The organism is Paraburkholderia sp. BR10954 (assembly GCF_040965775.1).
Taxonomy (GTDB): domain Bacteria; phylum Pseudomonadota; class Gammaproteobacteria; order Burkholderiales; family Burkholderiaceae; genus Paraburkholderia; species Paraburkholderia youngii.
In genome coordinates this window covers 1-3,668 of sequence record NZ_JBFRCK010000123.1, presented here as the reverse complement: position 1 = coordinate 3,668, position 3,668 = coordinate 1, and the positions used below count along the sequence as shown (strand labels likewise).

2 protein-coding genes and 3 pseudogenes are annotated in these 3,668 nt (G+C 61.2%); 3 read left to right on the top strand and 2 right to left on the bottom strand.

Annotated features, from left to right (window positions below; translation table 11 throughout):
• A pseudogene (locus AB4Y34_RS41075) lies at positions 1–221 on the bottom strand (IS6 family transposase); the annotation flags it as partial.
• Between the two features lie 106 nt (positions 222–327).
• On the opposite strand from AB4Y34_RS41075, the pseudogene AB4Y34_RS41070 reads away from it, so the two are divergent.
• The 3 genes and pseudogenes from AB4Y34_RS41070 (at position 328) to AB4Y34_RS41060 (ending at position 2,697) form a co-directional block, all read left to right on the top strand.
• A pseudogene (locus tag AB4Y34_RS41070) lies at positions 328–1,429 on the top strand (IS5 family transposase).
• A gap of 443 nt (positions 1,430–1,872) precedes the next feature.
• A complete protein-coding gene (locus tag AB4Y34_RS41065) occupies positions 1,873–2,277 on the top strand; it encodes a VOC family protein (protein ID WP_176369806.1) in 405 nt (134 codons plus the stop codon).
• 273 nt (positions 2,278–2,550) lie between these two features.
• Positions 2,551–2,697 carry a hypothetical protein gene (locus AB4Y34_RS41060; protein WP_368719220.1) on the top strand — a complete coding sequence of 49 codons (147 nt, stop codon included), beginning with the start codon at positions 2,551–2,553 and terminating at the stop codon, positions 2,695–2,697.
• A 75-nt stretch (positions 2,698–2,772) separates the two neighbouring features.
• Here the strand turns inward: AB4Y34_RS41060 and AB4Y34_RS41055 are convergent.
• Positions 2,773–3,668 (bottom strand): annotated as a pseudogene (locus tag AB4Y34_RS41055) (transposase); the annotation flags it as partial.

Here is a 3,668-nt window from a genome sequence, read left to right as displayed (position 1 = left end):
CACCGTCGAAACGCCTTCTCCAGGACCGGCAACAGTTTGAGTGCCCAACGATGAACCGTCGAATGATCGACCGCAATCCCGCGCTCGGCCATCATCTGTTCGAGATGACGCAGGCTCAGCGGATAGGTCAAGTACCATCGAACGCACAGCAACATCACGTCCAGCGGGTAATGCAACCGTTTGAGTACTTTTGCCACACCCGGACTCAGCTTCTTGGTCATCGATCAAGTCACCCATTAACAGGCCGCGGAAATACCTCGCATTGAAGTCATCGCAGTCGATAGCGAAAGCGTTGATGTAAGAAGTTCATTCGCCCCCCAGGAGATCATGCGCGGCACCGACACGTTCACCGAGAGTTTGTTTTCCGTGCGCGAGCTGGACGACTTCGTTCCGAGCTCGCATCCGCTGCGCTCGATCCGCGTCATGGCGAACGACGCGCTGGCGAAGATGGATCGGGTGTTTGCCGGGATGTACGTGGCGGACATCAAGGGAGGCCGGCCGAGCATCGCGCCGGAGAAGCTGCTGCGGGCGATGCTGCTGCAGGTGCTGTACAGCATCAGGTCTGAACGTCAGCTCATGGAGCAAACACAATACAACCTGCTGTTTCGGTGGTTTATTGGTCTGTCGATGGACGATTCAGTCTGGGTGCCGACGGTGTTCACGAAGAACCGCGAGCGTTTAATCCGGCACGATGCGGTGGTCGAATTCTTCAACGAAGTGCTATCCATCGCGCAGAAGAAGAACTGGTTGTCGGGCGCGCACTTCAGCGTCGATGGCACGCTGATCCAGGCGTGGGCGGGCCACAAGAGCTTTGTGCGCAAGGACGGTGACGACAGCGATAACGACGGTGGCAGCGGCAAGGGCGACTTCAAGGGCAGCAAGCGGAGCAACGAAACGCACGAGTCGAAGACCGATCCTGATGCACGGCTTTATCGCAAAGGCAAGACGGCCAGCGAATTGCGTTACATGGGCCACACGCTGACTGACAACCGCCATGGACTGGTCGTCAACGCCCGGGTGAGTTGTGCATGACGGACATGCCGAACGTGAAGCGGCCAAGGTCATGATCAACGATGCACGGCAAGCAGCGAAGGACACGGCTGCGCAAATCACGCTGGGCGCAGACAAGGGTTACGACGCAGAGGAGTTCATCGAAGCTTGCCAGCAGATGAAGGTCACGCCGCACGTGGCGCAGAACACGTCGGGTCGCCGTTCTGCCGTGCCCGATGAGATTGCGCGCAGTGCGGGGTACGCGATATCGGAGCAAAAGCGCAAGCTGATCGAACAAGGCTTTGGGTGGGCGAAGACCGTGGGGTGCATGCGCCAGGTGATGGTGCGCGGGTTCAAGAACGTCGACCAGATGTTCGTGTTGAACATGGCAGCCTACAACCTCGTGCGCATGCGTTCGCTAGGACAGGTCCGCCCGTAGTGGCGGCGATTGCGGTAGTGAGGAAAAAACAGGCCCCAAACCGTCGAAAAACAAGCTGGATTGGCGTTGAGATTTCGCAATGCAGAAAATTGCGCGGCGGTAGCCGCGCCGAGCGAAAGACGTTGCTTCTGGAGGGGTGTATTTCCGCGGCCTGTTAAGCGCGTCATGAATATACTCGGGGTTGCGAGGACGATGAAGGCGATGCGGGTGGCTGGAAGCTGAGGCCTCACGGGGCCTTCTTGCCGCTGGCGACGTTAGTACTGTCGCCAGACCTACCAAACCACGATTGGCCTGATCGGCAATTCGCCTCGGCCGTCCAAAAAGCAGTTTCCACACAGGCTCGGCCGGCTGGCGCCAGATGCCGTGTGCCGAAGGCGACCCCTTTGCGGACATGGGGCACACAAAGGAGAATTCTCGATGATATCTGTTACGAGGCGCACGCTATGACTAACTTCCAGCCTGACGGCTGGCATACCGTCACACCCCGAATCATCGTACGGGATCCCGAAAACCTAGTAGCGTTCCTTAAGCAGGTCTTTCAGGCACGGGGTGAATTTCGAGCCGGATTACCTGGCGAGATCAGAATTGGTGACTCCGTGCTGATGGTCAGCGGTGGGGATGGCCTGCGTGACCCAGCCACGGCATTTCTCTACGTCTATGTCGAGGACGCTGATTCAACCTACAGGCGCGCGATCGCGGCGAATGCGGTCGCAATTGAGGAACCAACCGACATGCCGTACGGCGACCGGCGAGCCATGGTGATAGATGAATGGGGTAATACCTGGCAAATTGCCACACATAAACATGATCTGTCCGTCGCCGAGATCCGCTCAAGGTTGGGGCAATGACAGCTAGCGGACACTGCTCCCATGTCCCGTCTCAGGACGCCGAGCGTATGCGTGTGACGACCGGACGGTCAGCTTGTGGCCGGCACCTGACTCATGGGATTCGGGCGCCGAGCCCACACCCACCCCGCCAGCAGTCGGCTGCACACGTTTAGGGTTATTCGATGCCTGCCCTTATTCACATGGCTGTGAGCGTGCCGCGGCGCCTGCGGGCAGGCGTCGGATAAGCCTCGAGGGAGGAAACCGCGGAGTGGTCCGAGGCGGTGGGAATTTCGGGTGGCTATGGCGATTGATGGTTCGACATCCTCGGCCCTGTTAGAGCAAGGCGGCCCAAACGGGATGCTCGAAGTGGCCTGGTACCTGGATGATGCGATGAATTCGCGCGACGATGGTGGTGAAGTGGGCGTGGAAGGGAGTGTCTGAAGCGGCGGGCGCGAACGTCCGCTCGTGGGTCGCGTTGCCGCAAAGCCGACGTTGGTAAGCATGGAACAGTAGCGTTCATGTTGCGCCCCGCGAGATGGGTGGTGCGCGAATCGGTGCGGTGCGCTCGAGGATGTCGATGACGATCATCGGGGCGCCACAGTGCCGGCAGATGAAGGGGGCCCGTGTTTCGACGATGGGGTCGTCGGATGGCGTGTCGATCTCGGGCGCGACGTCGAGCAGCTCACGCACCCTGGCGAGACTGGCGCGGCGCACCGGATTGGCGAGCAGCCCGTAGTGACGGATGCGATGGAAGCCGCTGGGCAGCACGTGCAGCAGCGGCGCATGAACTCGCCGGCCTCCAGCGTCATGGTCTTGTAGCGGGTGCGCCCCTTGTCTCGGTAGTCCTTCCAGCGGAACGTCACGCCGTGCTCATCGAAGGCGAGCAGACGCTGGTTGGAGATCGCCACGCGGTGCGTATAGCGCGAGAGGTAGGCGAGCACCGCTTCCGGTCCCGCAAAGGGACGCTTGGCGTACACGAACCATTCGCAGGTACGTAATGGCGCGAGCCACCGGGCAAAGGCGCCGGGATCAGCGAGTCCGGTGTACTCGCCGAAGAACTGCAGGTCGCCACGGTGATGAGCCGCCTGGAGTGCTTCGAGGAGGCGACGCCGGAACAGGCGCGAGAGCACGCGCACCGGCAGGAAGAAGCCGGGCCGGCAGGCGATTCAGCGCTCGCCGGCGGGCGACAGTCCCCCGCCGGGGATGATGCCGTGCACGTGCGGATGATGCGTGAGTGCTGAGCCCCAGGTGTGCAGCACGAGCGTGGCGCCAATCTGCGCACCGCGGTGTCTGGGATCGGCGGCGATCGTGCGCAGCGTGTCGGCGGCGATGTCGAACAGCAGGCCATAGATGACCCGCTTGTTGTACCAGGCGATCGCACTGATGGCGGCGGGCAGCGTGAAGACGACGTG

What these genes read in the sequence shown, in the direction of transcription:
- AB4Y34_RS41065 (WP_176369806.1), top strand. Translation starts at nt 1,873, where the DNA reads ATGACTAACTTCCAGCCTGACGGCTGGCATACCGTCACACCCCGAATC.